Origin of the sequence: Embleya hyalina (assembly GCF_003967355.1) — a bacterium.
Classification (GTDB): domain Bacteria; phylum Actinomycetota; class Actinomycetes; order Streptomycetales; family Streptomycetaceae; genus Embleya; species Embleya hyalina.
In genome coordinates, this window is sequence record NZ_BIFH01000030.1 from 166,242 (window position 1) to 189,890 (window position 23,649).

At 71.2% G+C, this 23,649-nt stretch carries 22 protein-coding genes; 14 read left to right on the forward strand and 8 right to left on the reverse strand.

Annotated features, from left to right (window positions below):
• Window positions 1-17 precede the first annotated feature (17 nt).
• Window positions 18-515, forward strand: a complete 498-nt coding sequence (locus EMA17_RS33020) for a DUF4186 domain-containing protein (protein ID WP_126640841.1) — start codon at window positions 18-20, stop codon at window positions 513-515.
• A 15-nt stretch (window positions 516-530) separates the two neighbouring features.
• Here the strand turns inward: EMA17_RS33020 and EMA17_RS33025 are convergent, their stop codons facing one another.
• Window positions 531-1,490 carry a fibronectin type III domain-containing protein gene (locus tag EMA17_RS33025; RefSeq protein WP_246127050.1) on the reverse strand — a complete coding sequence of 320 codons (960 nt, stop codon included), beginning with the start codon at window positions 1,488-1,490 and terminating at the stop codon, window positions 531-533.
• Window positions 1,491-1,764: 274 nt separating this feature from the next.
• On the opposite strand from EMA17_RS33025, the gene EMA17_RS33030 reads away from it, so the two are divergent.
• The 3 genes from EMA17_RS33030 (at window position 1,765) to EMA17_RS33040 (ending at window position 4,745) form a co-directional block, all read left to right on the forward strand.
• Window positions 1,765-2,613, forward strand: a complete 849-nt coding sequence (locus EMA17_RS33030; RefSeq protein ID WP_126640842.1) for a hypothetical protein — start codon at window positions 1,765-1,767, stop codon at window positions 2,611-2,613.
• A gap of 75 nt (window positions 2,614-2,688) precedes the next feature.
• Window positions 2,689-3,510 (forward strand): hypothetical protein, encoded by an 822-nt coding sequence (locus tag EMA17_RS33035; RefSeq protein WP_126640843.1) that lies wholly within the window; start codon window positions 2,689-2,691, stop codon window positions 3,508-3,510.
• 86 nt (window positions 3,511-3,596) lie between these two features.
• Window positions 3,597-4,745 carry a cystathionine gamma-synthase gene (locus tag EMA17_RS33040; RefSeq protein ID WP_126640844.1) on the forward strand — a complete coding sequence of 383 codons (1,149 nt, stop codon included), beginning with the start codon at window positions 3,597-3,599 and terminating at the stop codon, window positions 4,743-4,745.
• Between the two features lie 99 nt (window positions 4,746-4,844).
• On the opposite strand, the gene EMA17_RS33045 is transcribed toward EMA17_RS33040, so the two are convergent.
• Window positions 4,845-5,540, reverse strand: coding sequence for a hypothetical protein (locus tag EMA17_RS33045; RefSeq protein ID WP_126640845.1), 696 nt, complete (start codon window positions 5,538-5,540; stop codon window positions 4,845-4,847).
• Complete coding sequence (locus tag EMA17_RS33050) at window positions 5,537-6,043, reverse strand: SigE family RNA polymerase sigma factor (RefSeq protein ID WP_126640846.1); 507 nt, start codon at window positions 6,041-6,043, stop codon at window positions 5,537-5,539. Before EMA17_RS33050 ends, EMA17_RS33045 begins: the two co-directional genes overlap by 4 nt.
• Window positions 6,044-6,340: 297 nt before the next feature.
• Here EMA17_RS33050 and EMA17_RS33055 point away from each other — a divergent pair, with 297 nt between their 5' ends.
• The 4 genes from EMA17_RS33055 (at window position 6,341) to EMA17_RS33070 (ending at window position 10,566) form a co-directional block, all read left to right on the forward strand.
• A complete protein-coding gene (locus tag EMA17_RS33055) occupies window positions 6,341-6,838 on the forward strand; it encodes a MarR family winged helix-turn-helix transcriptional regulator (protein ID WP_126640847.1) in 498 nt (165 codons plus the stop codon).
• A gap of 176 nt (window positions 6,839-7,014) precedes the next feature.
• Complete coding sequence (gene ilvA, locus EMA17_RS33060) at window positions 7,015-8,238, forward strand: threonine ammonia-lyase (protein ID WP_126640848.1); 1,224 nt, start codon at window positions 7,015-7,017, stop codon at window positions 8,236-8,238.
• Between the two features lie 407 nt (window positions 8,239-8,645).
• Window positions 8,646-9,677 carry an ATP-binding cassette domain-containing protein gene (locus EMA17_RS33065; protein ID WP_126640849.1) on the forward strand — a complete coding sequence of 344 codons (1,032 nt, stop codon included), beginning with the start codon at window positions 8,646-8,648 and terminating at the stop codon, window positions 9,675-9,677.
• 82 nt (window positions 9,678-9,759) lie between these two features.
• Window positions 9,760-10,566 carry an ABC transporter permease gene (locus tag EMA17_RS33070; RefSeq protein WP_126640850.1) on the forward strand — a complete coding sequence of 269 codons (807 nt, stop codon included), beginning with the start codon at window positions 9,760-9,762 and terminating at the stop codon, window positions 10,564-10,566.
• An 84-nt stretch (window positions 10,567-10,650) separates the two neighbouring features.
• On the opposite strand, the gene greA is transcribed toward EMA17_RS33070, so the two are convergent.
• Together greA and EMA17_RS33080 are read right to left on the reverse strand one after the other, a co-directional pair.
• Window positions 10,651-11,148, reverse strand: coding sequence for a transcription elongation factor GreA (greA, locus tag EMA17_RS33075; protein ID WP_126640851.1), 498 nt, complete (start codon window positions 11,146-11,148; stop codon window positions 10,651-10,653).
• A 329-nt stretch (window positions 11,149-11,477) separates the two neighbouring features.
• Entirely contained in the window at window positions 11,478-11,864 is a 387-nt protein-coding gene (locus tag EMA17_RS33080; protein ID WP_078976818.1) for a DUF4307 domain-containing protein, read from the reverse strand.
• 169 nt (window positions 11,865-12,033) lie between these two features.
• On the opposite strand from EMA17_RS33080, the gene mca reads away from it, so the two are divergent.
• The 3 genes from mca to EMA17_RS33095 all read left to right on the forward strand — a co-directional run bounded on the left by mca (window position 12,034) and on the right by EMA17_RS33095 (window position 15,332).
• The gene (gene mca, locus EMA17_RS33085; protein WP_126640901.1) at window positions 12,034-12,888 is read left to right on the forward strand and encodes a mycothiol conjugate amidase Mca; all 855 of its coding nucleotides are present in this window, start codon (window positions 12,034-12,036) and stop codon (window positions 12,886-12,888) included.
• Between the two features lie 121 nt (window positions 12,889-13,009).
• Window positions 13,010-13,231 (forward strand): hypothetical protein, encoded by a 222-nt coding sequence (locus EMA17_RS33090; protein ID WP_126640852.1) that lies wholly within the window; start codon window positions 13,010-13,012, stop codon window positions 13,229-13,231.
• 37 nt (window positions 13,232-13,268) lie between these two features.
• Window positions 13,269-15,332, forward strand: a complete 2,064-nt coding sequence (locus EMA17_RS33095; RefSeq protein ID WP_126640853.1) for a thioredoxin domain-containing protein — start codon at window positions 13,269-13,271, stop codon at window positions 15,330-15,332.
• A 43-nt stretch (window positions 15,333-15,375) separates the two neighbouring features.
• Here the strand turns inward: EMA17_RS33095 and EMA17_RS33100 are convergent, their stop codons facing one another.
• The 3 genes from EMA17_RS33100 to trhA all read right to left on the reverse strand — a co-directional run bounded on the left by EMA17_RS33100 (window position 15,376) and on the right by trhA (window position 18,440).
• Entirely contained in the window at window positions 15,376-16,005 is a 630-nt protein-coding gene (locus EMA17_RS33100; protein ID WP_126640854.1) for a TetR family transcriptional regulator, read from the reverse strand.
• Window positions 15,977-17,599, reverse strand: a complete 1,623-nt coding sequence (locus EMA17_RS33105) for an MFS transporter (protein WP_126640855.1) — start codon at window positions 17,597-17,599, stop codon at window positions 15,977-15,979. Before EMA17_RS33105 ends, EMA17_RS33100 begins: the two co-directional genes overlap by 29 nt.
• Before the next feature lie 175 nt (window positions 17,600-17,774).
• Entirely contained in the window at window positions 17,775-18,440 is a 666-nt protein-coding gene (trhA, locus tag EMA17_RS33110) for a PAQR family membrane homeostasis protein TrhA (RefSeq protein WP_126640856.1), read from the reverse strand.
• A 244-nt stretch (window positions 18,441-18,684) separates the two neighbouring features.
• Between trhA and EMA17_RS33115 the strand changes: the two genes are divergently transcribed.
• The 3 genes from EMA17_RS33115 to phoH2 all read left to right on the forward strand — a co-directional run bounded on the left by EMA17_RS33115 (window position 18,685) and on the right by phoH2 (window position 23,158).
• Window positions 18,685-20,487 carry a phosphoenolpyruvate carboxykinase (GTP) gene (locus tag EMA17_RS33115; protein ID WP_126640857.1) on the forward strand — a complete coding sequence of 601 codons (1,803 nt, stop codon included), beginning with the start codon at window positions 18,685-18,687 and terminating at the stop codon, window positions 20,485-20,487.
• 301 nt (window positions 20,488-20,788) lie between these two features.
• Complete coding sequence (locus tag EMA17_RS33120; RefSeq protein ID WP_078976826.1) at window positions 20,789-21,550, forward strand: isoprenyl transferase; 762 nt, start codon at window positions 20,789-20,791, stop codon at window positions 21,548-21,550.
• A 291-nt stretch (window positions 21,551-21,841) separates the two neighbouring features.
• Window positions 21,842-23,158 carry an RNA 5'-3' helicase PhoH2 gene (gene phoH2 / locus EMA17_RS33125; protein ID WP_126640858.1) on the forward strand — a complete coding sequence of 439 codons (1,317 nt, stop codon included), beginning with the start codon at window positions 21,842-21,844 and terminating at the stop codon, window positions 23,156-23,158.
• The last annotated feature ends 491 nt before the right edge of the window (window positions 23,159-23,649 follow it).

A 23,649-nucleotide genomic window follows, 5' to 3' on the forward strand; every position in this document is an offset into this window, starting at 1 on the left:
TTACCGTTGGAGGCGATATGACGACCAAGACCTCCAAGGGCGCCAGGCCCGAGCCGCTCGATGCCCGCCTGGACGCGATCGGCAAACTTCCGTCCCGTGCCCGGTTCCACCTGCCCGGCCGGGAACGCACCGTCGCCGTGACGCTGGGCGAGTCCGGCGTGCGCTGGTACGCGTACGACGTGATCGCCCGGCGCCTCGGCCCCGCCAAGCCGAGCAAGGACGGCCGACAGACCCCGTACCGGGGCCACCCGGTCTTCGTCGCGCAGCATGCCACGGGCACCTGCTGCCGGGGCTGCCTGGAGGAAGTGCACGGCATCCCCCGGGGCCGGCCGCTGGACAGGGCCGAGCTCAACTACGCGGTCAACCTCGTCTGCGGCTGGCTGACCCGGGAGATCGGCCCGGTCGCGAAGACCCGCGCGAGTCGCCCGCCGCGCTCGGCGATGCCGACCGTCCCGGAGAACCCGTCGGGCTCCCCGAGGTCGGCCCGCGCCTCGCGGGCGTCCAGGTCCCGCTGAGCGGCCCGGACGGCGCTACGGCCCGCCGGGCGTCGCGGCGCCGGGCGGCGCGTCGGTGACGGTCAGGTCGGCCGAGAACTCGCCCCACGTGCCGTCGGGCAGCTGCCCCCGGACCTTCAGCACGTGTCCGACCACCGGCCGATCGCCCAGCGGCAGGCTGTACCGCGCCACCTCGGTCGGCGGCGCCGCGCCCCACTGGACCGTGGTCAGGAACCGCCCGTCCAGGTACACCTCGTAGCTCGCGACCACCCCGTCCACGTCCGGCGGGGTCCAGGTGAGGTCGGCGTAGGTGCCGTCCACCGCGGTCCGGGGGATCGCGCGCAGGTCGGTCGGCGCGGTGTTGCGACCGTTGCCGGCGCCCTGTTCGGTGACCACCGTGACGGGGCTGCTCGCCGGCGACTTGTTGTCGGCGGCGTCGCGCGCGGTGACGGTGAAGACGTACTCGGTGCCCGGACGCAGCCCGGTGACCACCGCCGTGGTGCGATCCGCGGCGACGCTGTGCACGCGTACGCCGGCCTGCCATATGTCGTACGCGGTCACCCCCACGTCGTCCGTGGCGGCCGCCCACGTCAGCGTCGCCCCGTCCTTGCCCCGGGCCTGGCCGCGCAGGTTCCCGGGCGCGGTCGGCGGCACCCGTTCGCCCTGGACCACGGACGGCGTGGTGGCCGGCACCCCCGGGCTCGCCGCCGACACGTTCCCGGCCTTGTCCCGGGCCCGCACGGAGAACGTGTACGCGGTCCCCGGCGTCAGTCCGCTCACGTCCACCATGTGCCGCCCGCCGGTGACGTCCAGCACCTTGGCGTCGCCGCGAAACACCTCGAACACCGCCACGCTCGGATCGGCCCGCCACATCACGTGCACCGACACCGAACTCGACGCCAGCGCGCTCACCTCGACGGGCACCGGCGGCGGCGTGGTGTCCCGTCCGTCGTCCGAACACCCGGTCGCCGCCAGCGCAACGACCAAGCCGGCCAAGCCGATCCGTGCCACCCGTCGCGCCACAACGCCTCTCCACCGATCTTCGCCGAGGAGCAATTGGTCTAGACATATATGACACAGTCCCCCGCCCCGGAACAAGAGCACAGCCCCACACGTGGGCCCGCCGGGTCGCCGGACGCGCCGTCCAGGTTCGGGGAACTCCCCGTGATTTTCCCGGGAATCGCGCAATCCCCCGGGTTCGGGTGTGGGAGTTCGCGCCACCCGCTTGAATGGGACTCGACGCTGGGGTTTCGGGAGGCGGGGGCGTTCCATGGTGCGCAAGGCGGGGATGGCGGCGGCCCTGATCGTGAGCGGGGTGCTCGTGGCGGGGTGTTCGGGTGGGTCGTCCAAGGGCGGGCCGTTCGGCCTCGGGGTGAGCGATTCGCCCACCGTGAGCCGAGGTTCGACGCAGAACCCGGAACCTCCGCCGCCGCCCTCGCCGGATCCGGTCACCCCGGAACCGGTTACCACGAGTGCCACGCCGCGTCCCACCACGACCACCCGCGCCGACGTGACGCTGACCGCCGCGCGGGCGCAGAGCGTGGTCTCCGCCGTCGCGCTCGTCCCCAAGGACTGGGGCGACACCTACGTCCCCCAGGAGCAGAACTACGAACACACCGCGCTCGACCACGTGATCACCGGCACCGACTGCAAGCAGGCGCTCCAGGGCACCACCCCGGGCGCGCTGGCGACCATGGCGCGCTATGTGTACATCCCCGACGGCAAGCCGAGCGTGGACAACCTCAGCAAGACGCTCGCCACGTCCTCCGCGACGGTGTACTCCACGGCCCTCGCGGCCCGCACCGACATGCAGGTCGGCGTCGCCGACGCCCGGCGCTGCCCCGACCAGGTGCTCGGCGGCGACGAGAAGCTGAACGGCATCCAGGTCCTGGACCTGACCGTGGAGGGCATCGACGAGGTACACGTCGCCCGGGCCCAGTGGATCTCCGGCCACGGCGGCGCGCCGTTCCAGTACGTGTGGGTGACGGCTCGGCAGGGCCAGACGGTGCTCACCGCCGCGGTCGTCGACCGCGGGGACAAGACCTTCGAGTCGGCCAAGAACCAGGCGATCGACGCGGTGGCCAAGATGATCGCCCGCGCCACCGTGCAACTGCGTTGACCCGCCGCGCCCGCGCCGACCTCGCGTGAACACGGTGAATATCATGTGGGTTCACGCTCACGGGGGAGTCATCGGATGAACGGCACGAGAATCCGCGCGGGATCCGGCGCGAGACGAACGATGCTCCGCGCGATCGGCCCGCTCCTGGGCGCCCTGCTGCTCGCGGGTTGCGCCGACAGCGGCGACGGGCCGTTCGCGGTCGTCCCGAACGCGACGTCCACCGACGCGAGCCCCGTCGCCAAGGGCCCGAGCCCGACCGCCTCCACCACCGCGACCTCCCGGCCGTCCGGCACCACCGCGCCGCCGAGCCGCAGCCCCGAGCAGGCGCAGACGCTCGCTCGTTCGCTGGCGCTGGCCCCCGAGGACTGGGGCGGCGGTTTCGTCAAGCAGAGCACCTACGAGTTCGCCGGCGAGACCTGGACCGACTACGCCGCCGACTGCACGCAGCAGACCGTGCCGCTGCCGTCGAGCATCATCGGCCAGTGGGTGCGCCAGGTCCAACAGTCCGACGCCGCACAGCCGAACACGCTCTCCAGCGGCAGCACCAGCGCGATCGTGCACAAGGACACGCGCGGCGCGCACGATCAGGTCCAGAACGCGCGCCAGGTCAAGGACCGCTGCCCGACCCGCACCTACACCGACGGCACCCAGGCCAAGGACAGCCCCGGCGCCCCGCAACCCCCGTTCGCCGAGGCCGACGAGGTGTTCGCCGAGGAGGGCCTGATGTACCTGAAGTCGGGCGGCAGTCCGTACGCGTACGTCGTGGTGACCCTGCGCAAGGACACCGTGGCGATGTCCGCCTACTTCAGCGCCCCCGGCCCCGAGCACATGGCCGACGTGCGCACCCGCGCGACCCAGGCCGCCCGCCTGATGCTCGACCGCCTGCTGCGCGCCTAGCGGGTGTCCCCGGTTCCCGGTTCCCCCGGTTCCCCGGATCGGTCGGATGCGCGCCCCAGCGCGTCGGGGCGACTAACGTTCCGGTCATGACCCAATCGCACGGCTTTGAGACCCTGGCGATCCATGCCGGGCAGGAACCCGACCCGCTGACCGGGGCCGTGGTTCCGCCGATCTACCAGGTGTCCACCTACAAGCAGGACGGCGTCGGCGGGCTGCGCGGCGGCTACGAGTACAGCCGTTCCGGCAACCCGACCCGCACCGCGCTCGAGGAGTGCGTCGCGGCCCTGGAGGACGGCACCAGGGCGCTGACCTTCGCCTCCGGACTGGCCGCCGAGGACTGCCTCCTGCGCGCCCTGTGCGCGCCGGGCGACCACGCGGTGATCCCGGACGACGCCTACGGCGGCACCTTCCGACTGTTCGCGAAGGTGGCCTCGCGCTGGGGGATCGGGTACACCCCCGCGCACGCCGGCGACCTCGACGCGGTACGGGCCGCGATCCGGCCCGGCGTCACCCGGATCGTGTGGTGCGAGACGCCGAGCAATCCGCTGCTCGGCGTCGCCGACATCGCCGCCCTCGCGGCGGTCGCGCACGACGCGGGCGCGCTGCTCGTGGTCGACAACACCTTCGCCTCGCCCTACCTCCAGCAGCCGCTGACCCTGGGCGCGGACGTCGTGGTGCACTCCACGACGAAGTACATGGGCGGCCACTCCGACGTGATCGGTGGCGCGCTCGTGGTCGAGGACGCCGGTCTGGCCGCCGAGTTGGCGTTCCACCAGAACGCGATGGGCGCCGTGCCCGCGCCGTTCGACGCGTGGCTGACGCTGCGCGGGCTCAAGACGCTGGGCGTGCGGATGGACCGGCACTGCGCCAACGCGGAGCGGGTCGTGGACCTGCTCTCCCGGCACCCGCGCGTGGCCGAGGTGATGTATCCCGGGCTGCCGGGACACCCCGGCCACGATGTCGCGGTCAAGCAGATGAAGGCGTTCGGCGGCATGGTCTCGTTCCGGGTGAACGGCGGCGAGGAGGCCGCCGTTCGGGTGTGCGACCGGGCCGAACTCTTCACCCTGGGCGAGTCCCTCGGCGGCGTCGAGTCGCTGATCGAGCACCCGGGCCGGATGACGCACGCCTCGGCGGCGGGCTCGCCGCTGGAGGTCCCGGGCGACCTGGTGCGCCTGTCGGTGGGCATCGAATCCGCCGACGACCTGCTGGCCGACCTGGAACGCGCCCTGGGCTGAGGCCCGGGTGCCGCGTATCGGGCGTCGCGTCCCGAGCGCCGGGGGGCCGGTCGGCCCACCCGGCGCTCGCGGCTTCGCCGACCTTCGCCGGCACCGGCGCTACCGCGCCTCGTCCGTACAGCCCGCGCAGGCGGCGACCAGGTTGCCCGCCTCGTCGTAGACGGTGATCGAGACCGGGGACCCGCCGGTGAAGGCCCACAGGTAGGCCACCCCGGGCAGGTCCGCCGGGCGCTCCAGGCGCATCCGTCGGGCACCCGCGGCGTCGTGGAGTTCGCCGCGCAGGGCCGGCGCGGTCGTACCGCGGCCGATCAGGACGGCGACCACCAACCGCTGTCCGGCGGGCGCGTATCGGCCCGAAGGCATGATCGCCGTGTCCAGCCGCCCCGGGGTGGGCAGGAAGCGGCAGCGCGCCTCCTCCGGCTCGGCCGCGCCGCCCAGGCACCAGGACGAGTCGCCCTCGGGGCCGGTGTCGCCGATCCACGCCGAAGCGCCGAAGCCGACATCGGTGCGCAGATCCGACGGCTGGCTCCGGTCCACCGGCCACAGCGGCGTGGGATCCGGCGGCGTCGGCGGCAGTCCGCCCCCGCCGCCGCTGCCCGGGGCCGCCAGCCACAGGCCGCCGGCCGCCGCGCCGGCCAGTACGACCGAGCCGAACACGTGGCGCAGCCTGCGCAGCGCCGCCCGCCGCCGCACCCGCCGGGCCAGGTTCGGCGGCAGCGGCCGATACGGGAACTCCGGCGGCTCGGGCACCTCCTCCGCGTCCGCCGCGCCCGGCGGCGACACGGTCACGCTCATCGGTACGCCTCCGCGTCCGCGGCGAGATCCGTCGCCTCCCGCGACCCGACCGGCGCCGCGCGGACCAGCCCGCCGCCGGCCAGGACCTGCGCCATCCCGCGCCGCCACGCCCCGGACACCGTCTCCACCGGCAGCCCCATCGCCTCGGCCGCGTCGTACTCGTCCAACCGCGCGTAGAGCCGCAACACCACCGCGGCCCGCTCCCTCCGGCCGAGCCGGTCCAGCGTGGTGAACGGCTCGCCCGCGTCCGGGAGTTCGTGATCGTGCCCGCGCGGCCCCGGACGCCACGGATCCAGGTAGCCGGCCAGCAGCGCCCGCCACGCGGTGCGTACCGGATCCTGGCTCGGCAGTCGACTCCACTTCAGACAGGTATGCGCCAGCGCGCGCTCGACCCGGCGTTCCGCGCGTTGTCGGTCACCGGTGAGCAGGTCCGCGGCGTGCAGCAACTGCGTGCCGACCGTATGGACGAAAATCTCGAATTCGCGAGCGTCGCGCTTGTGCACGGTGCCTCCCGCAGGTCTGCCGAGCGGATGCCCTCGGGCCCGGCTCGGTGCCGTCGCCGCTCTGTCTGTGCTGCTGCCCCACACCTGTCCGGGTAGTCGCGGGTCGCGACATATCGCCCCTCGGCGCCGCATCCCCGTCACCGGGCCCGCACTCCGGCAACGGCGGCAAAACACCCCGTTGTGGCCACGGTAAAACGCTCGGCGTCATTGCGGGGTGGAATCGTCCCGTCGGGGCCCGGTGATCCCGGTCCGCGCAATATCCTCGGGGGATCACATCGGACCTACGAACGAGCGGCGATGACACCGGAACAGGACCCGATCGACCCCACCGGCTCTGCGGACCCGCTCTACGACCGCCTGCAGCACGAGGTGGCCCTCTTCGCGCGGCGCGCCGAACAGACCCGCCTCGGTGCCGTCGGCGAACTGCGCAACTCGATGGACCGCGCGGCCTACCTGCTGCTCGGCCGGTTGGAGCTGGGCGGCCCGATGGGCGTCAAGGCCCTTGCGCAGGCCATGACGATCGACTCGTCCACGGTGACCCGCCAGGTCACCCCGCTGGTCGAACAGGGCCTGGTGGACCGGGTTCCCAACCCGGACGACGGCCGCGCGGTCCTCCTCGAACTCTCCACCGAGGGCCGCGACCGCCTCCACCAGGTCCGAAACGCCCGACAACGCCTGATGGCCGAAATCTGCGAAGGCTGGAGCCTGGACGACCGCGAACGCTTCACCGCCCTCCTCACCAGATTCAACGCCAGCATGGAACGCCGCCAAAACCGCACCGCGTCGGACTCCTGACCCGCGCTCCCCGCGCCCCGGCGCACCCGCCGTTCGTCGCGCGTCGTGGGCCGGCCGCCCGGCGCGGGGCCGCTCGTCGCTCGCGCGCAACGGTGGGGAAGCGGGCGATCGGTGGGGCGCCCGGGCAACGTGACACCCGACGGATGCGCACGGGCGGTTGGTGCGACACTCGGCGTATGAGCAGCCCTGCCTCGGACGTGGTGAATCTCCACGACATCCGCCTCGCGCGGAAGATGTTGGAAAGTGTCGTCCGCGAGACGCCGATACGGCCCTGTCGGGCGCTGACCGACCGTGTCGGCACACCCGTTCACCTCAAGTGCGAGAACCTCCAGCGCACCGGGTCGTTCAAGATCCGCGGTGCCTACGTGCGGATCGCGGGACTGTCGGACGCCGAGCGGGCCCGGGGTGTGGTCGCCGCCAGCGCCGGCAACCACGCGCAGGGCGTCGCGCTCGCGGCCCGCACCCTCGGCGTCGCGTCCACCGTGTTCATGCCGGCCGGCGCGCCGCTGCCCAAGGTCGCCGCGACCCGTTCCTACGGCGCCGAGGTGATCCTCGGCGGGGACAACGTCGAACACGCGCTCGCCGCCGCGCGCGCCCACGCGGACGAGACCGGCGCGGTGTTCATCCACCCCTTCGACCACCGCGACGTGGTGGCCGGCCAGGGCACCGTCGGCCTGGAGATCCTGGAGCAGTGCCCCGAGGTCAAGACCATCCTCGTGGGCACCGGCGGCGGTGGCCTGCTGGCCGGAATCTCCGTGGCCGTCAAGGCACTTCGCCCCGACGTCAAGGTGATCGGCGTACAGGCCGCGTCCGCCGCCGCCTACCCGCCCTCGCTCGCCGCCGGTGCCCCGGTGTCGCTGCCCTCGTTCGGCACCATGGCCGACGGGATCGCGGTCGGCCGCCCCGGCGAGGTGCCCTTCGGGCTGATCCGCGAGCACACCGACGCGATCCGGACCGTCGGCGAGGAGTCCCTGTCCCAGGCGCTGCTGCTGTGCATGGAGCGGGCCAAGCTGGTGGTCGAACCGGCCGGCGCCGCGTCGGTGGCGGCACTGCTCGAGGTCGGCGAGCCGATCGAGGGCCCGGTGGTCGCGGTGTTGTCCGGCGGCAATGTGGACCCGCTGCTGATGTTGCGGGTATTGCGGCACGGCCTGGCCTCGGCCGGCCGCTACCTCTCGCTGCGCGTGCGGATCCCCGACAGCCCGGGCGCGCTGGCCACCCTGCTCGGCCGGTTGGCGGAGACCGACGCCAACATCGCGGCGGTGTCGCACGTACGCACCGACGCCACGCTGCGCGTCGGCGAGGCGGACGTGGACCTGCAACTGGAGACCAAGGGCCGCAGCCACTGCGCGGCCGTGGTGGAGGCGCTGTACGGCGCGGGGTACACGGTCAGCAAGAGCTGACCACGAGGCACGGGATCGGCGGGAGCCGACCGCACGACGCGGGAGACCGGCGGGCGCCGACCGCGAGCCACGCGTCCGCCGGAGCCGGGCCGCCGGGTCCGAACGAGCGTGCCCGTGCGCCCTCCCGGCGTGCGGGTACGGCGATTGTCGGTGCGGTGTGCTTGGCTCGACGCACGAGCCATGCCCGTCCACGGGGGATGCGGCCGTGCGGGACCCGGACCGGGTCGGCGCCGTCGAAGCGACCGACCGATGACGCGAGTGCCGTCGGTCGGTCACGCAGAGTCGCTTCTCCGGTGAAATGCGGTCGCACACTCGCTGTGTTTGGGCGCATGGTGGAGATCTCAATCGATCCATCCGACCGCGGCCCCACCCCCCTGCCCCACCCGCACGAGGAGTGATCCACCGACATGCAGGAAGCGATCGTCGCCGAAGGTCTGGTCAAGACCTTCGGCTCGGTCCGAGCGCTCGACGGCGTGGACGTGAGTGTGCCCACAGGCACCGTCCTCGGTCTGCTCGGCCCGAACGGCGCAGGCAAGACGACATGCGTACGCGTACTGACCACACTGCTCAAACCCGACTCGGGGCGAGCCGTGGTGGCCGGTCACGACGTGCTCAAGAACCCCAACGAGGTCCGCCGCTCGATCGGTCTGTCCGGGCAGTTCGCCGCCGTGGACGAATATCTGACCGGCCGGGAGAACCTGCGGATGGTCGGCGAGCTGTACCAGCTCAGCGGGCGCGACGCCAAACGTCGTGCCGACGAACTGCTGGCCCAGTTCGACCTGGCCGACGCGGGCGATCGGCCCGCCAAGACCTACTCCGGCGGGATGCGCCGCCGGCTCGACCTGGCGGCGGCCCTGGTGGTCAGCCCGCCGGTGATGTTCATGGACGAGCCGACCACCGGCCTGGACCCGCGCAACCGCATGGCGCTGTGGCGGGTGATCGAGGAACTGGTCTCCGACGGCACCACGTTGCTGCTGACCACGCAGTATCTGGAGGAGGCCGACCACCTCGCGCACGACATCGCCGTGGTCGACCACGGCAAGGTGATCGCGCGCGGCACCGCCGACGAACTCAAGGCCAAGGTCGGCGGCGAGCGGGTCGAGGTGGTCGTGCACGACCAGGAACGACTCACCGAGGCCACCGAGATGCTGGCCGGGTTCGGCAAGGGCGAGTTGGGCGTGGTCAAGCTCCAGCGCCGGATCACCGTCCCCGTCATAGGCGGCGCCAAGCTGCTCGCCGAGGTCATCCGGGAACTGGACGCCCGCGGCATCGAGATCGACGACATCGGGTTGCGTCGACCCACCCTCGACGACGTGTTCATCACCCTCACCGGGCATGCGGCGGAGACCGAGGACGGCAACGCCGGCGGCGAAGGCGACGACGAAGAGCAGAGCGAGGCCGCTCCGCAGCGCGGTCGCGGCAAGGCGGTGAAGCACTGATGGCCGTGCCGACCCGAGTGTCCGTACCGACGACCGTGCCGTGCACGGCGTCCGCGGCGACGTCCGCAAAGGAGTGCGTCGTATGAGCATGGTGGCCGACTCCTGGGTCATCGCGCGCAGGAATCTGATCCGGATGACCCGGATTCCCGAGATGGTCCTGTTCGGGATCATTCAACCGGTGATGTTCGTGGTGTTGTTCACGTACGTCTTCGGCGGTTCGATGAAGATCGGCGATACCACCGACCCGGACGTCTACAAGGACTTCCTGATGCCGGGCATCTTCGCGCAGACCGTCACCTTCGCCACGGCGGGATCGGCGGCCGGCATCGCGGACGACGCGCAGAAGGGGCTGATGGACCGGTTCCGGTCGTTGCCGATGGCGCGTGGTGCCGTACTGACCGGCCGTACCGTCGCCGACCTCGTGCAGACGGCCCTCACCCTGATCATCCTCGCGGCCGTCGCGCTGATGGTGGGCTGGCGGACCGGCACGGCCGAGTCGACCAACGCCGCGCGCATCCTGGCCGGTTTCGGCCTGCTCCTCCTCCTGGGCTACGCGTTCACCTGGATCGGCGCGCTGATCGGCCTGTCGGTGCGCACCCCGGAGGCGGCGACCTCGGGCGGGATCATCTGGCTGTTCCCGGTCACGTTCATCTCGAACGCCTTCGTGGACTCGTCGCAGATGACGCCCTGGGTGCGACACATCGCCGACTGGAACCCGTTCAGCGCCACGGTGCAGGCCGCACGGGTGTTGTTCGGCTCGCCGGGCGTCGTGCAGTCCGACGCCTGGCCGATGCAGCACCCGGTGTGGGCCTCGCTGCTGTGGTCGGTGCTGATCGTCGCGCTGTTCCGCACGCTGGCGGTGCGCAAGTACCGGTCCGCGGTCTCCTGACCCGAGCGCCGAGCGCCGCACACCCTCGAAGAACACGGCCGGCCCGGTCCCCCACGCGGGGACCGGGCCGTGTCGCGTCGGTGCTCAGCCCCGGTAGGGCTTGGCGTCCACGACCTCGACACTGGTGGTCTTGCCGTTCGGCAACGCGAAGCTGGCCTGGTGGCCGATGGTCTTGCCGTTGATCGCCTTGCCCAGCGGGGACTGGGGCGAGTAGACCTCGATGTCGGTCACGGCGTCCTCGCGCGAGCCGAGCAGGAAGGTGGTGGGGTCGTCCTTGTCGCCGTCGAAGACGACGGTCACGACCATGCCGGGCTCGACGACGCCGTCGTCCGCGGGCGCCTCGCCGACCTTGGCGTTCTGGAGCAGGCCGATGAGCTGGCGAATGCGCAACTCCTGCTTGCCCTGCTCCTCCTTGGCCGCGTGGTAGCCCGCGTTCTCCTTGAGGTCGCCTTCCTGGCGGGCCTCTTCGATCTTCACGGCGATCTCGGCACGGCCGGGACCCGACAGGTCTTCCAGCTCGGCCTTCAGCCGGTCGTACGCCTCCTGGGTGAGCCAGGTGACGCTTTCGCTGGTCTGGGTCACGGGGTGCTCCTCGTAGGTTTGCGACGGGGGTGCGTACACGGTGCGTACGGAATACACGGTGCGTACGAAAGAGGTACACACGACCCCCGCGCCGCCCGGGCGGGCCCCGGCGGCGGAGGGGGTCACATATACCAGCGCCCCCTCACCGTCCGCGGTGTGAACACCTCGGGTCGTGAGGGGACGAAGCTTCGAGAGTAACAATCTCCCGCCGTCGGGGGCAGTCACACGAGTCCGGGTGACATGCGACACCGGCGGGTGCGGCGGGGGCGCCCGCGGGAGGCGGCGGGTGCGGCGCGGAGCTTCGGTCGGTGCGGCGCGGGCCGCGTCGGTCAACCGACGGTGTGACAGTTCTCCAGTTCGGCGGTGTTCGGTTTGCCCGCCGTCTGGAGTGTCTCCGTGCGCTCGATGTGCTTCTCGCCCTTGGCGAACCGCAGTTCGCGGCGACCGACCTCGGCGCCGTCGCGATCGCGCGAGCGCAGTACGCAGACGGCTTCCTTGTCGGCGTCCTTGCGGATCTCGACCTGGGCCTCCACGGAGGAATCCGAGGTCACCCGGAAGCTCGGAATAGACCCGCGCACGCCGGGGTTCGCCACATCGAGGCCGATCCACACCGTCCCGGCCACGAGTACCACCATGAAGACCGCGAACGCGATCCGCAGTTTGCGATCGCTTCGGGTGGCGCCCTTGCCGTAACGGGTGACGGGCGTTGCGCTCACCGGGTCTCCTGCGGGACGGGCCCGGGTTTGTGCCCGGGCGAGATCTATCGGCCACTATATGTCGGGTGCAAGAGCGGCCCTCTACAGGTCCCGGCGGTTCACCCGGCGGCCGGGACACGGGGCACGGATGAGGAGCGACGTTCCGGTGAGTGACGATCGACTGAGGCTGATGGCGGTGCACGCGCACCCCGACGACGAGTCGAGCAAGGGCGCGGCCACGATGGCCCGCTATGTCGCCGAGGGGGCCGAGGTCCTCGTCGCGACCTGTACCGGCGGCGAACGCGGCTCGGTACTGAACCCCGCTCTCCAGGGCGACCCGGAGATCGAGGCGAACATCCACGAGGTGCGCCGCAAGGAGATGGACGCGGCCCGCGAGATCCTGGGCGTGGAGCAGGCCTGGCTGGGCTGGGAGGACTCGGGACTGCCCGAGGGCGACCCGCTGCCGCCGCTCCCGGAGGGCTGCTTCGCCCTCCTCGACGTGGACAAGGCGGCCGAGCCGCTGGTCCGGCTGATCCGCGAGTTCCGTCCGCACGTGATCACCACGTACGACGAGAACGGCGGCTACCCGCACCCGGACCACATCCAGACGCACAAGATCACCATGGTGGCGTTCGACGCCGCGGGCGACCCGGACGCCTACCCGGGCGCCGGCGAGCCGTGGCAGCCGCTGAAGCTGTACTACAACCAGGGCATCTCCCGGGCGCGGATCGAGGCGCTGCACGAGGGCATGCAAAAGCGCGGCCTGGAGTCCCCCTACGGCGAATGGCTGGAGCGCTGGGGCGACCGGGACGAGCGCGACATCACCACCCGTGTGCCGTGCGCCGACTGGTTCGAGACCCGGGACCGGGCGCTGACCGCGCACGCCACCCAGGTGGACCCGGACGGCTTCTGGTTCCGGGTGCCGATCTCGGTGCAGCGCGAGGTGTGGCCGACGGAGGACTACGAGCTGGTGCGGTCGCTGGTGGACACCGACCTGCCCGAGGACGACCTGTTCGCGGGTGTCCGGGTGGGCGTGCGCCGGTAGGCGGCGGCGATCGATACGCGCGAGGGCCCGGGAGCGACTTTCCGGGCCCTCGGTGCATACGTTCCGGCGATCGGATGTCACTCTTGACACCGAGGGGTTCCGATCCAGGAGGTAGTTCGTCATGTCGCTCGCGGTCCAGCTCGCGGTCGAGGAAAGCAAGGTCACGCCCGGCCTGCTCGGATTCGTGGTGGTCGCGTTCCTGGCGGTCGCCACCTGGCTGCTGCTGAAGTCGATGAACACGCGGCTCAAGCGCGTCGACTTCGACGAAAGCCCCAACCCGACCGACCCGGCGCGGACCGGCGCGGCGCAGAAGAAGGAAGACAACGGCGCGCCCGTCGCCTGAGCGGTCCCGCGCACGGCGGCCCTGCGAGGATGACGTCATGCCGAATCGTCTCGCCGGGTCCACGTCGCCCTACCTGCTGCAGCACGCCGACAATCCCGTCGAGTGGTGGCCGTGGGGGGAGGAGGCGTTCGCGGAGGCGCGTCGTCGGGATGTGCCGATCCTGCTCAGCGTCGGGTACAGCGCCTGCCACTGGTGTCACGTGATGGCCCACGAGTCCTTCGAGGACGAGGCCACCGCCGCGATCGTCAACGCCGGCTTCGTGGCGGTCAAGGTCGACCGCGAGGAACGCCCCGACGTGGACGCGGTCTACATGGAGGCCACGGTCGCGCTGAACGGCGGCCAGGGCGGCTGGCCGATGACCGTGTTCGCCACCCCCGACGGCGAGCCGTTCCACTGCGGTACCTACTACCCGAACGAGGCCCGCCAGGGCATGCCCTCGTTCCGCCAACTGCTGCACGCGGTCAAGGCCGCCTGGAACGACCGCAACGACGAGGTGCGTCGCACCGGCACCCAGATCGCCGCCTCCCTGGCCGCCCCGCGCGAGTTGTACACCGACGGCGCGGCGCCGACCGCCGAGGAACTGGACGCGGCGCTGAGCCTGCTCGCGCGCGAATACGACACCGCGCACGGCGGGTTCGGCCACGCGCCCAAGTTCCCGCCGTCGATGGTGCTCGAGTTCCTGCTGCGCCACCACGCCAGGACCGAGTCCGAGGCGGCCCTGGGCATCGTCCAGGAGACCTGCGAGGCGATGGCCCGCGGCGGCCTCTACGACCAGCTCGGCGGCGGCTTCGCGCGCTACTCGGTGGACGAGGCGTGGGTGGTGCCGCACTTCGAGAAGATGCTCTACGACAACGCCCAGCTGATCCGGGTCTACACCCACCTGTGGCGGGCCACGGGCAGCGAGTTCGCCCGCCGGATCGCGCTGCAGACCGCCGACTTCGTGGTGCGCGAACTGCGGACCCCCGAGGGCGCGTTCGCCTCCGCGTTGGACGCGGACAGCGTGGACGCCGAGGGCCACTCCGTGGAGGGCGCGTTCTACGTGTGGACCCCGGCCGAACTGGTCGAGGTGCTGGGCGCCGAGGACGGCGCGTGGGCGGCCGACGTGTTCGCGGTGACCGAGGAGGGCACCTTCGAGCACGGGCGGTCGGTGCTGCGACTGGTCGACGACCCCGAGGACTTCGAGCGACTGACCGATGTCCGGGCGAAGTTGCTGGCCGCGCGCGGGAAGCGGGAGCGGCCGGGGCGCGACGACAAGGTCGTGGCCGCGTGGAACGGGCTCACGATCGCCGCGTTGGCCGAGGCCGGCACCCTGTTCTCCCGCCCGGACCTGCTCGACGCCGCGCTCGCGGCGGCCGACCTGCTGGTCGCGGTGCACCTGGGCGGCGACGAGGACGACGAGCTGGGCGACCGGCTGGTGCGCACCTCCCGCGACGGCCGGCCCGGGCCGAACGCCGGGGTCCTGGAGGACTACGCCGACGTGGCCGAGGGGTTCCTGGCGCTGTACGCGGTGACCACCGACGACGCGTGGCTGACCTTCGCCGGGGTGCTCGTGGACGTGATCCTCGGGCACTTCGTGGACGAGAGCGGCGCGCTGTACGACACCGCCGACGACGCGGAGGAGCTGTTCCGCCGCCCGCAGGACCCCACCGACGGGGTCACCCCCTCGGGCTGGACCGGCGCGGCCGGCGCCCTGCTCGGCTACGCGGCGTATCTGGGCTCGGCCGAACACCGCGAGGCCGCCGGACGCGCGCTCGGCGTGGTCCGGATGCTGGCGGCCCGGACGCCGCGCGGGATCGGCTGGGGCCTGGCGGTCGCCGAGGCGTGGCTGGACGGCCCGCGCGAGATCGCCGTGGTCGGCCCGCGCGACGACGACGCGACCTGGGCGCTCTACCTGACCGCGCTGATGACCACCGCGCCCGGCGCCGTGGTCGCGATGGGCGACCCGGCCGAGGACCCGCCGGTGCCGCTGCTGCGCGACCGCACGCCGGTGGGCGGCAGGCCGGCGGCGTACGTGTGTCGGCACTTCACCTGCGACGCCCCGGTGACCGACCCGGAGCAGCTGGCCGACCAGGTCCTGGCCAAGGCGGTCGCCCGAGCCTGAACCCGCCGGTCCCCGCCCGGCCCGGGCGGGGACCGGGCCGGCATCAGGGTCCGTCCCGCAACCCCGCCTCCAGGATCCCCAGCGCCCGGTCCACCGGCACGGTCGGATCCCCGACGCAGCCGCTCTCCGCCCAGGTCAGGATCGCCACCGACATCGCCGCGTTGATCGACGAGACGGCCACCCGGAGGTCGAAGTCGTGCGCCGAGCGCCCGGTCCGGGCGGCGTACGTCTCGGCCACCAGGTTCCACGACTCCATCTGCTGTTCGTAGCTGCGCCGCCGGAGCGCCGGCACGCCGACCACGAGGGACATCCGGGTGACCATCTCCTCGCGCTCCTCGCGCATGATCCGCCGCAGCACCTCCAGCACGCCGGTGCGCACGATCCGGATCAGGTTGGTGCCCTCGGGGGCGCTGCGCAGGATCTCCACGAGCAGCGGGTCGTACTCGTCGGTGAGCACGACGTCCTCCTTGCTCGGGAAGTAGCGGAAGAAGGTGCTCGGCGAGATCTCCGCGGCCTCGGCGATCTGGTCCACGGTGGTCGCGTCGTAGCCGTGCTCGCGAAAGAGCCGATAGGCCTCGCGGCGGATCGCCCGCCGGGTCTTGATCTTCTTGCGCTCGCGCAGCCCCGCGGGGGCGACGGGCAGGTCAGGGATGGAGGACTCCTTCGCGGTCATGGTCCGATTCTCCCGGTCCGCCCGCGCCGTCTCCTCCCGGTCCGCCCGCGCCGCCCGTCGGCGCCGGGGTCGTCGCGGCGCGGCGGGGCAGGAAGACCGCCACCGCGGCGGCCAGCACCAGCGTCGTGACGCCGCAGATCAGCAGGCTCAGGTCCATGCCGTGCACGAACGCGTCGCGGGCCGAGTCGAGCAGCGCGGGGTCGGCGCCGCGGCCGGCCACCTTGGCCGCGCCGCCGATCGACTCGCGCGCGGTGTCGGCGACCGGTGCGGGACGCCCGCCCGTGTCGATCCGGTCCACGTAGGTCGACGCGAGCACGCTGCCCAGGATGGCCACCCCGAGCGCGCCCGCGACCTGGCGCAGGGTCTGCACCAGGGCCGACCCCATCCCGGCCCGCTCCGGCGCGACGCCCGCCATCACCGCGTCCATCGCGGGCACCAGGGACAATCCGAGGCCCATCCCCGTCAACGCCAGCCAGCAGGCCGTCCACCCGTAGCCGTCGTCGGCCGAGCCGGTCGCCCCCAGCAGCAGCCCGCAGCCGAGCACGAACATCCCGCTCGGGATGACCACCTTGTAACCGAATCGCGGCGCGACCTTGTCGCTCGCCAGCGCGGTCACGAACAGCCCGCCGAGCAGCGGCAACAGCCGCAGACCGGTGCCCAGCGCACTGTTTCCGTCGACCCCCTGGAACCGCTGCGGGACCAGGAACAACACGCCCGACATGGCGAAGGACGGCACCAGCGCGGAGATCGTGGCCCACCGGAAGTTGCGGTCGCGGAAGAGCCCGAAGTCGATCATCGGTCGCCGGGCCCGGCTCTCGCGCACCGCCACGCTCGCCGCGAGCAGCACCGCCGCGCCGAACAGGGTGAGCACGCGGGCGTCGCCCCAGCCCCACTCGGGCGCCTCGATCACCGCGAAGATCAGCGTGGTCAGCGCGGCGGTCACCAGGACCGTGACCGCGACGTCCACCCTGGGCGCCTCGGCGGAGCGGGAGACCGGCAGCAGGACTCCGCAGACCAGCAGGGCGAGCCCGACCATCGGGATGTTGATCAGGAACACCGAGCCCCACCAGAAGTGCTCCAGGAGCAGCCCGCCCAGGATCGGCCCGAGCGGGATGCCGAGCGCGGTGCTCGCGGCCCAGATCGAGATCGCCCGGCCGCGCTCGGCGGCGGGGAAGAGCGAGGGCAGGATGGACAACGACAGCGGCATGATGAACGCGCCGCCGACGCCCATCAGCGCGCGGGCCGCGATCACCCCCTCGACCGAGCCGACGAGCGCGCCGACCACCGAGCCGACGCCGAACACGGCGAGCCCGACCAGCAGGAAGCGCCGCCGGCCGTAGCGGTCGCCGATCAGTCCGGCCGGGAGCATCAGCGCCGCGAACACCACGATGTAGGAGTCGGCGATCCACTGGAGGTCGCCCGTGCTCGCGCCCAATCGGTCGCTCATCGTCGGCATCGCCACGTTGATGATCGTGGTGTCCAGGCCGACCACCAGGAGTCCGACCACCAGCGCCCCCAACGCCCACCACCGCCTCGGGTCCGGCGGCCCCTCGGCCTCGGTCGCGCGGGTCGGCTCGCCCGTCGTCGCTTGCATGACATCTACCTCCTATTGAGTGCTTCTACTTTATGACAGTAGCTCTCAAAAGTCAGCGGCAGTCACTTTTCTCGGCAAAGGGCAGCCCAAGCTCGGGGGAAAATCCGGAAAAGCCCGAAGGCCCGCAACTCCCGGGGGAGTGGCGGGCCTTCGGGCCGACGAGTGTGGGGTCGGGTCAGCCGAGCGCGACCAGCGCGACGGCGACGAAGTGGCTCGCGAACGCGAGCAGCGTGAAGGCGTGGAAGACCTCGTGGAAGCCGAACCACTGCGGCGACGGGTTGGGCCGCTTGATCCCGTAGACCACCGCGCCGAGGCTGTAGAGCACGCCGCCGACGATCACCAGGACCACCACCGCGACGCCGCCCTCGCGCATGAACTCGGGCAGGTAGAACACCGCCGCCCAGCCGAGCACGACATAGATCGGGGTGTAGAGCCAGCGGGGCGCGCCGATCCAGAAGACCCGGAAACCGATGCCGGCGAGTGCCCCGATCCACACCGCCCACAGCAGTATTTGATCGCTTTTGCCCAGCAATAGGATGGTCAACGGGGTGTAGGTGCCCGCGATGATCAGGAAGATGTTGGCGTGATCGAGCCGCCGCAACACCGCCTCGCCGCGCGGTCCCCAGTTGCCGCGGTGGTACACCCCGGACGTGCCGAAGAGCATCGCCGCGGTCAGTGCGAACACGCCGCACGCGACGCGGGACTTGGCGTCGTCGGACAGTGCGACCAGGACTATGCCCGCGGCCACCGCCAGAGGGAAGGTGCCCGCGTGGATCCATCCGCGGAGCCTGGGTTTGATGGGCGACAAGGGCGCCGTGAAGCCATGTGCGTCCACACTCATGCGCAGAGTGTACTTACGCCGACGTAAGTTACCGGTAAGTACGGAGTGAGACGCATCACGGGAGATCTTGTCCCGGAGGGGCGCGAAAGCGCACGTCTTTGGGGTTTTCGGTCCGGGACGGGGCACAACTTCCAGGTGGGGGCCCGATCCCGGACGGTTCCGTGTTCGACCGACCGGATAAAATCCCCGCAACCCTCAACCCGACGCCGGGGACTCGCCGTCCCGGGCGCGAAATGGAGCGATCGTGGCCAACGAGGTCCCGACGAAACACAGGCAGCTGCTCGACTGGGTGAGCGAGATCGCCCGGCTGACCGAGCCCGACCGAATCGAATGGTGTGACGGTTCGGAAGAGGAGTACCAGCGCCTCGCCGACCTCCTCGTCGAGAAGGGCACCTTCCGCAAGCTCGACGAGAACAAGCGCCCCAACAGCTACTACGCGACGTCCGACCCTCGGGACGTCGCGCGCGTCGAGGACCGGACCTTCATCTGCTCCGAAAAGGAGGAGGACGCGGGTCCGACCAACAACTGGATAGCCCCGGCCGAGATGCGTTCCAGGCTCGACGGGCTGTTCGCCGGTTCGATGCGTGGTCGCACGATGTACGTGGTGCCGTTCTGCATGGGTCCGGTCGGCTCGCCGCTGGCCGCCTACGGCGTCGAGATCACCGACTCCGCCTACGTCGCGGTGTCGATGCGCACGATGACTCGCATGGGGCAGGCGGTCCTGGACCACCTGGGCACCGACGGCGAGTTCGTCAGGGCCGTGCACACCGTCGGGGCACCGCTCGCCGAGGGCGAGGCGGACGTGCCGTGGCCGTGCAACACCGAGAAGTACATCACGCACTTCCCCGAGGACCGGGAGATCTGGTCCTTCGGTTCGGGCTACGGCGGCAACGCCCTGCTCGGCAAGAAGTGCTACGCGCTCCGGATCGCGTCGGTCATGGCGCGCGACGAGGGCTGGATGGCCGAGCACATGCTGATCCTGAAGCTCACGCCTCCCTCGGGCGCCGAGCCGAAGTTCATCGCCGCCGCCTTCCCCTCCGCGTGTGGCAAGACCAACCTCGCGATGCTCGAGCCGACCATTCCCGGCTGGACCGTGGAGACCGTCGGCGACGACATCGCGTGGATGCGGTTCGGCGAGGACGGCCGGCTGTACGCGATCAACCCCGAGGCGGGCTTCTTCGGGGTCGCGCCGGGCACCGGCGAGCACACCAACGCCAACGCGATGAAGACCATGTGGGGCAACTCGGTCTTCACCAACGTCGCGCTCACCGACGACAACGACGTCTGGTGGGAGGGCATGACGGAGGAGCCGCCGGCACACCTGATCGACTGGAAGGGCAACGACTGGACGCCCGAGTCGGAGACCCCCGCCGCCCACCCCAACGCGCGCTTCACCGTCCCGGCCGCCCAGTGCCCGACGATCGCGCCGGAGTGGGAGGACCCGAAGGGCGTGCCGATATCGGCGATCCTCTTCGGTGGCCGCCGGGCCAGCGCGGTGCCGCTGGTGACCGAGTCCTTCGACTGGCAGCACGGTGTCTTCCTCGGCGCGAACGTCGCCTCGGAGAAGACCGCCGCCGCCGAGGGCACGGTGGGCGAACTGCGCCGCGACCCGTTCGCGATGTTGCCGTTCTGTGGCTACAACATGGGCGACTACATGGCGCACTGGCTGGACATCGGCCAGGCGACCTCGGCGGACAAGCTGCCGAAGATCTACTACGTGAACTGGTTCCGCAAGGACGCGGACGGCAAGTTCGTGTGGCCGGGCTTCGGGGAGAACAGCCGGGTGCTCAAGTGGATCGTCGAGCGCCTGGAAGGGCTCGCCGACGGCGTGGACACCCCGATCGGCGTACTGCCCACGCGCGAATCGCTGGACCTCAAGGGTCTGGACCTGAGCGACGCGGAGCTGGACCTGCTGCTGAGCGTGGACCGGGAGATCTGGAAGCAGGAGGCCGCACTGGTCCCCGAGCACCTGGAGAAGTTCGGCACGCACACCCCGCGGGGTCTGTGGGACGAGTACAACAAGCTGGTCGCGCGACTCGACGGCTGAGCCGGCCGTACGCCCACATCGGGCGGTCGACGAGCCGACGGTGAGCTGACTCGACGTCAAAATACCGGTACGCTCCGGGCCCGGCGGGATCTCCTCCCGCCGGGCCCTCGGCGTTTCGACCGGATCCTTCCCCGGCCGGGACCCGGCCGGCCCCGAAGCACGTGTCGTGGCGCGACACGCCGTTCGCGGGCCGACCTTCACCGCATCTTCACGCCTGTCCTCCGCCGCGTGAGATCGAGCGGGCGTCGGACGGGAGTAGGGTTTTCGGCGCGGGTGATCACGGACGGAGGAGCAGGTGGACATGGGCCTGCGGGACCTCGCATACGGCGCGTACGGCAAGCGCATCGAGGCGTCGCTCGACCGTACGGTGATACCGCGTCACGTCGGCGTGATCCTCGACGGCAACCGCCGCTGGGCGAAGGCGTACGGCGAGCAGGTCGCCGAGGGACACCGCAAGGGCGCCGACAAGATCCACGAGCTGCTCACCTGGTGTGAAGAGGTCGGCGTCGAGGTCGTCACCCTGTGGCTGCTGTCCACCGACAACCTCAACCGGCCGCCCGACGAGCTGGCCGACCTGATGGTGATCATCGAGAACGCGGTCACCGACCTGGCCGCCGCGCGGCGCTGGCGGGTGCACCCGGTGGGCGCGCTCGACCTGCTGCCCGAACACACGCGCGAGGTGCTCAAACGATCCGAGGCCGAGACCGCCGACCTGACCGGCGTCTTCGTCAACGTCGCGGTCGGCTACGGCGGACGGCACGAGATCGCCGACGCGGTGCGCTCGCTGCTGGTCGAGCACGCCGGCAAGGGCACCTCGATCGAGGAGTTGGCCGAGGTGCTCGACGTCGAGCACATCGCGGAGCATCTGTACACGCGCGGGCAGCCCGATCCGGACCTGGTCATCCGAACCTCGGGTGAACAGCGGTTGTCCGGCTTCCTGTTGTGGCAGAGTGCGCATTCGGAGTTCTACTTCTGCGAGGCCTTCTGGCCGGACTTCCGAAAAGTCGACTTTCTCCGGGCGTTGCGCGACTACTCCGCCCGCCATCGCCGCTACGGGGCCTGACGCCTCGTCACCGGGCTTGTCGGAACCAGGGGTTCCACCGGTGTGTGATCATCCGGTTTGTGTTGGACCCCCCGTGGCCGGGCATAACCCCGTCGGGCCGGCGCACATCATGTGGGCCGGTGCGATATGTGGGTGACACCCCGTCACCTGCCCGGGAGGCCCTTCCGTGCACTTCAAGCTCCACTGTTCACGGCGACAGGAGGGTCGGGCACCCGGCCTTCGGGCCGGGGCCCGGACTCCGAGCGATCAGGGCGCACGGTGCGCGTGCCCTGAGAGGGGGCGAGGCACTCCGTGGCCACGATCCAACGCCGTGCTCCGCAGCACCGGACGTATGTCCTCGACACCAGCGTGCTCCTTGCCGATCCGTCGGCGCTCTTGAAGTTCGACGAGCACGAGGTGGTTCTGCCCGTCGTCGTGATCACCGAGTTGGAGGCCAAGCGGCACCACCCGGAGCTGGGCTACTTCGCCCGGCACGCGCTGCGGATGCTGGACGAGCTCCGCACGCAGTACGGGCGGCTCGACGCGCCGGTGCCGATCGGCGAGTCCGGCGGCACCCTGCGGGTGGAGCTCAATCACATCGACGCGACGGTGTTGCCACCCGGATTCCGGTTGGGTGACAACGACTCGCGGATCCTGGCGGTGGCCAGGCACCTCATGGCCGAGGGGCACGATGTGACGCTGGTGTCCAAGGACGTCCCGATGCGGGTCAAGGCCTCCGCCGTGGGGCTGAGCGCGGAGGAGTACCGCGCCGAACTGGTGAACACCTCGGGCTGGACGGGGATGGCCGAACTCCAGGTCGACTCGGCCGACATCGACGCCCTGTTCGAGCACGACCGCACACACATCGAACAGGCCGCCGAGCTGCCCTGTCACACCGGTCTCGTGCTGGTCTCCGAGCGCGGCAAGGCGCTCGGTCGGGTCACCGCCGACAAGCAGGTCCGACTGGTGCGCGGCGACCGCGACGTGTTCGGTCTGCACGGGCGCAGTGCCGAGCAGCGGATAGCGCTGGATCTGTTGCTCGACCCCGACATCGGCATCGTGTCCCTGGGCGGCCGGGCGGGCACCGGCAAGTCGGCGCTGGCGATGTGCGCGGGCCTGGAGGCGGTCCTGGAGCGCAATCAGCACCGGAAGGTGATGGTCTTCCGGCCGCTGTACGCGGTGGGTGGTCAGGAGCTCGGCTATCTGCCGGGCACCGAGAACGAGAAGATGAGCCCCTGGGCCCAGGCGGTCTTCGACACATTGTCGGCGGTGACCACGTCGGATGTGATCGAGGAGGTCGTCGCGCGCGGGATGCTGGAGGTCCTGCCGCTCACCCACATCCGCGGGCGTTCGCTGCACGACGCGTTCGTGATCGTGGACGAGGCGCAGTCGCTGGAGCGCAACGTGCTGCTGACCGTGCTGTCGCGGATCGGCAGCAATTCGCGGGTGGTGCTCACCCACGACGTCGCCCAGCGGGACAACCTGCGGGTGGGTCGACACGACGGAGTGGTCGCGGTGGTGGAGAAGTTGAAGGGGCATCCGCTGTTCGCCCACGTGACGCTGACCCGATCCGAGCGCTCGCCGATCGCGGCGCTGGTGACCGAGATGCTGGAGGACCTGCCGGGCTGACGGATGCCTGGTGAACGACCCGGGGGAGTGCTTCGACCGGCCCCGTCGGCGACGTCTCGACTGCTTCCAGACGTCGGCGGCGGGGCTTCGACGTGTCCGCATATTCCGGGTGGAAACGGTCCGCGACGAAATGGAAAAGGCTTGGCGATTCCGGGAGTTGTGATGTTCGACACGTCTCGGGAAATTTGCTTCCCGATGTTTGGCTGAGGCAGGCTGCTGGACTTGTAAGACCTCCGCGTACAGTTCGGCCCCGAAAACTCAACACATGACCTGCTGTACGCCACCCACGGCACGCGCCCGGCGAACGATCGGGCGCGCAGGCCGAAACGCCCCCCGAGGGGGCGGGGGAGACCGGAGGTTGGACCCGTTCGCCGCTTGGATCGCGGTGCACGCCTGCCGGAAGGAACGTGTGTGAGCCGGATCTCGGTTCGGGGGATAGCCGTGGCGTCCGCCACCGCTGTCACGGCCGTTGGCGCCGTGGTCGGATTCAG

Bases quoted from the DNA above. Each gene is read 5' to 3' on its own strand.
- EMA17_RS33045 (WP_126640845.1), bottom strand. From the start codon at position 5,540: ATGAGCGTGACCGTGTCGCCGCCGGGCGCGGCGGACGCGGAGGAGGTG.
- EMA17_RS33030 (WP_126640842.1), top strand. From the start codon at position 1,765: ATGGTGCGCAAGGCGGGGATGGCGGCGGCCCTGATCGTGAGCGGGGTG.
- ilvA (WP_126640848.1), top strand. From the start codon at position 7,015: ATGAGCAGCCCTGCCTCGGACGTGGTGAATCTCCACGACATCCGCCTC.
- EMA17_RS33090 (WP_126640852.1), top strand. From the start codon at position 13,010: ATGTCGCTCGCGGTCCAGCTCGCGGTCGAGGAAAGCAAGGTCACGCCC.
- EMA17_RS33065 (WP_126640849.1), top strand. From the start codon at position 8,646: ATGCAGGAAGCGATCGTCGCCGAAGGTCTGGTCAAGACCTTCGGCTCG.
- EMA17_RS33040 (WP_126640844.1), top strand. From the start codon at position 3,597: ATGACCCAATCGCACGGCTTTGAGACCCTGGCGATCCATGCCGGGCAG.
- EMA17_RS33070 (WP_126640850.1), top strand. From the start codon at position 9,760: ATGAGCATGGTGGCCGACTCCTGGGTCATCGCGCGCAGGAATCTGATC.
- trhA (WP_126640856.1), bottom strand. From the start codon at position 18,440: ATGAGTGTGGACGCACATGGCTTCACGGCGCCCTTGTCGCCCATCAAA.
- mca (WP_126640901.1), top strand. From the start codon at position 12,034: ATGGCGGTGCACGCGCACCCCGACGACGAGTCGAGCAAGGGCGCGGCC.
- EMA17_RS33095 (WP_126640853.1), top strand. From the start codon at position 13,269: ATGCCGAATCGTCTCGCCGGGTCCACGTCGCCCTACCTGCTGCAGCAC.
- EMA17_RS33020 (WP_126640841.1), top strand. From the start codon at position 18: ATGACGACCAAGACCTCCAAGGGCGCCAGGCCCGAGCCGCTCGATGCC.
- EMA17_RS33105 (WP_126640855.1), bottom strand. From the start codon at position 17,599: ATGCAAGCGACGACGGGCGAGCCGACCCGCGCGACCGAGGCCGAGGGG.
- EMA17_RS33035 (WP_126640843.1), top strand. From the start codon at position 2,689: ATGAACGGCACGAGAATCCGCGCGGGATCCGGCGCGAGACGAACGATG.
- EMA17_RS33100 (WP_126640854.1), bottom strand. From the start codon at position 16,005: ATGACCGCGAAGGAGTCCTCCATCCCTGACCTGCCCGTCGCCCCCGCG.
- EMA17_RS33120 (WP_078976826.1), top strand. From the start codon at position 20,789: ATGGGCCTGCGGGACCTCGCATACGGCGCGTACGGCAAGCGCATCGAG.
- EMA17_RS33055 (WP_126640847.1), top strand. From the start codon at position 6,341: ATGACACCGGAACAGGACCCGATCGACCCCACCGGCTCTGCGGACCCG.